Raw genomic sequence first — 2,838 nt, forward strand, 5'->3', positions numbered from 1 at the left:
AGCGGGGTCCGGGGCGGAGCCCCGAGGTTTTTCGAGCGCCCACCCGTCTCGGTCAGTTGACAGGTGGGCGCTCGAAAAACCTCGGGGCTCCGCCCCGGACCCCGCTCCTCAGACGCCGGAGAGGCTGATTTTTACCGCCCGGAGTGGCTGGTTCTCTACTGCTGCGGATGGTGCGCCGGAATCTCCGGCAGCTCCCCCGTCGCCTCGTACTTCGCCAGCATGTCGATGCGACGAATGTGCCGCGGGTCCTCGGAGAACGGCGTACCGACGAAGATCTCGACGAACTTCGTCGCCTCCTCCTCCGTGTGCATCCGCGCGCCGACAGCCACGACGTTCGCGTTGTTGTGCTGGCGGCCGAGCGAGGCGGTCTCCTCGCTCCAGGCGAGGGCCGCACGCACGCCCTTGACCTTGTTCGCCGCGATCTGCTCGCCGTTGCCGGAGCCGCCGATGACGATGCCGAGGGCCTCGGGGTCGGCGGCGGTGCGCTCGGCGGCGCGGAGGCAGAAGGGCGGGTAGTCGTCCTGGGCGTCGTAGATGTGCGGGCCGCAGTCGACGGGCTCATGGCCCGCCTCCTTCAGCCACTCGACGAGGTGGTTCTTGAGTTCGAAGCCCGCATGGTCGGAGCCGAGATACACGCGCATGCGTCGAGTGTGACACGGCTGTTTCCGGGAAGCAGCTCCGGGGCCCGACCACGTTAAATACAGGCAACGCCTCGCAACCTCAAGGAAACCTCAAGTAACGATCTGGATTCAAAGGTTCAGGAATTCCTTTACCTCCGATTCACTGGACCGACCCGTACGCCGCTCGTACGGGCACCCCCCACCGGCATCCCAACCGGCGTAAAGGAACTCCCCCCATGACCTCTGGTTCCGGCCTTCAGGCAGGACTCAAGAACCGACATCTCTCGATGATCGCGATCGGCGGTGTCATCGGCGCCGGCCTGTTCGTCGGCTCCAGTTCGGGCATCGCGACCGCGGGCCCCGGCATCCTGCTCTCCTACGCGCTCGTCGGCACGCTCGTGGTGCTGGTGATGCGCATGCTCGGCGAGATGTCGGCCGCGAACCCCACCTCCGGCTCGTTCTCGGCGCACGCCGACCGCGCGCTCGGCCGCTGGGCCGGTTTCTCGATCGGCTGGCTGTACTGGTTCTTCTGGGTCGTCGTGCTCGCCGTCGAGGCGACCGCCGGCGCCAAGATCCTCGAAGGGTGGATACCGGCCGTACCGCAGTGGGGCTGGGCGCTCATCGTGATGGTGGTGCTGACCGCCACGAACCTCGTATCGGTCGGTTCCTACGGCGAGTTCGAGTTCTGGTTCGCCGGGATCAAGGTCGTGGCGATCGGCGCGTTCATCGTCGTCGGCGCGCTGGCGATCTTCGGCGTGCTGCCCGGCGCCCACACCGACAAGGCGGGCTTCGGCAATCTCACCGACCACGGCGGCTTCCTGCCGAACGGGCCCGGCGCGATCCTGACCGGCGTCCTGCTGGTCGTCTTCTCCTTCATGGGCAGCGAGATCGCCACGCTGGCCGCCGGTGAGTCCCAGGACCCGCAGCGCGCGGTCACCAAGTCGACCAACAGCATCATCTGGCGCATCGGCGTCTTCTACCTCGGCTCGATCTTCATCGTCGTCTGCCTGCTCCCGTGGAACGACCCGTCGATCAAGGCGCAGGGCTCGTACGTCGCCGCCCTCGACTCCCTCGGCATCGCGCACGCCGGCCAGATCATGAACTTCATCGTGCTGACCTCGGTGCTGTCCTGCCTCAACTCCGGTCTCTACACGGCCTCCCGCATGGCATTCTCGCTGGGCAGTCGCGGTGACGCGCCGAAGGCGTTCGCGCGGACCACGTCCCGCGGTGTACCGATGGCGGCGATCATCGCCTCCGTCGTCTTCGGGTTCGTCGCCGTGTTCTTCAACTACGCCTTCCCGGACACGGTCTTCCTCTTCCTCGTCAACTCCTCAGGCGCGGTAGCCCTGTTCGTGTGGCTGGTCATCTGCGCGTCCCAGCTGCGCATGCGCCGGATCATCGAGCGCGAGTCGCCGGAGAAGCTCGTCGTGCGGATGTGGCTGTACCCGTATCTGACCTGGGCGACGATCGCCCTGATCGTCTTCGTCCTCGGCTACATGCTCACCGACACCGAGGGCGAGAGCAGCGGCCGTACGACCGTTCTGCTGTCCCTGCTGGTCGCGTTGGCGGTCGTGACGGTCTCGGTGATCAAGGAGCGGGTGCGGGGCGGACAGACGGCCACGACCGCCGAGACGGACACCGACACGGACAAGGTGTCTGTGGGCTGAGGGAGTTCACAGCACCACGAAGCTGTTCTTGACCCTGTCGTAGGTCTTCAGGGCCTGGGTCTCCACGCCCGGCTGGTACCAGGTGTTGATCTGGTACGACTTCCCGTCCTCGTCGAAACCGAGCAGCCGGGCGTGCCACGGGACGCCCTTGAGCGTGAACGTGTACTCCCAACTCACCGCCGGATAACCACGGAACGTCGTCCTGTCGAGCCGGATCTTCCGGTAGCTCTCCCCCTGGTGGGCGTTCCGTTCCGAGGCCTCCCAGGTCTCCATCAGGTCACCGCGCGCGAGGGACGACTTCCCCACGAGCTCCTGGCTCCCGTCCGGGGACGTGTAGTGCACCTCGGCCCCCGTCTTCAGATCCCGCCGCCAGCCGTTGGGCGTCGCCCACGCGAACCCACCCGCCTCTCGGTGCGTGCCCGGGGGCAGGGTCGGGGGGCGGGAGGTGCCCTCGACCGTGGGGGACGGGGAGGCGGACGGGGACGTGGCTGTGAGGGACGGGGAGGCGGACGGTCCCACCGAAATCGATGAAGTACCGGATGATCCGCCGG

At 67.1% G+C, this 2,838-nt stretch carries 2 protein-coding genes and 1 pseudogene; 1 reads left to right on the forward strand and 2 read right to left on the reverse strand.

What is annotated here, in order from left to right:
* Positions 1-155: 155 nt before the first annotated feature.
* Complete coding sequence (locus AC31A1_RS49510; protein ID WP_489659611.1) at positions 156-641, reverse strand: ribose-5-phosphate isomerase; 486 nt, start codon at positions 639-641, stop codon at positions 156-158.
* 215 nt (positions 642-856) lie between these two features.
* Here AC31A1_RS49510 and AC31A1_RS49515 point away from each other — a divergent pair, with 215 nt between their 5' ends.
* The gene (locus tag AC31A1_RS49515) at positions 857-2,287 is read left to right on the forward strand and encodes an amino acid permease (RefSeq protein WP_489659612.1); all 1,431 of its coding nucleotides are present in this window, start codon (positions 857-859) and stop codon (positions 2,285-2,287) included.
* 6 nt (positions 2,288-2,293) lie between these two features.
* Here the strand turns inward: AC31A1_RS49515 and AC31A1_RS49520 are convergent.
* Positions 2,294-2,838 (reverse strand): annotated as a pseudogene (locus AC31A1_RS49520) (serine/threonine protein kinase); the annotation flags it as partial.

It is taken from the genome of Streptomyces sp. P5F9 (assembly GCF_057961495.1).

What these genes read in the sequence shown, in the direction of transcription:
- AC31A1_RS49515 (WP_489659612.1), top strand. Translation starts at nt 857, where the DNA reads ATGACCTCTGGTTCCGGCCTTCAGGCAGGACTCAAGAACCGACATCTC.
- AC31A1_RS49510 (WP_489659611.1), bottom strand. Translation starts at nt 641, where the DNA reads ATGCGCGTGTATCTCGGCTCCGACCATGCGGGCTTCGAACTCAAGAAC.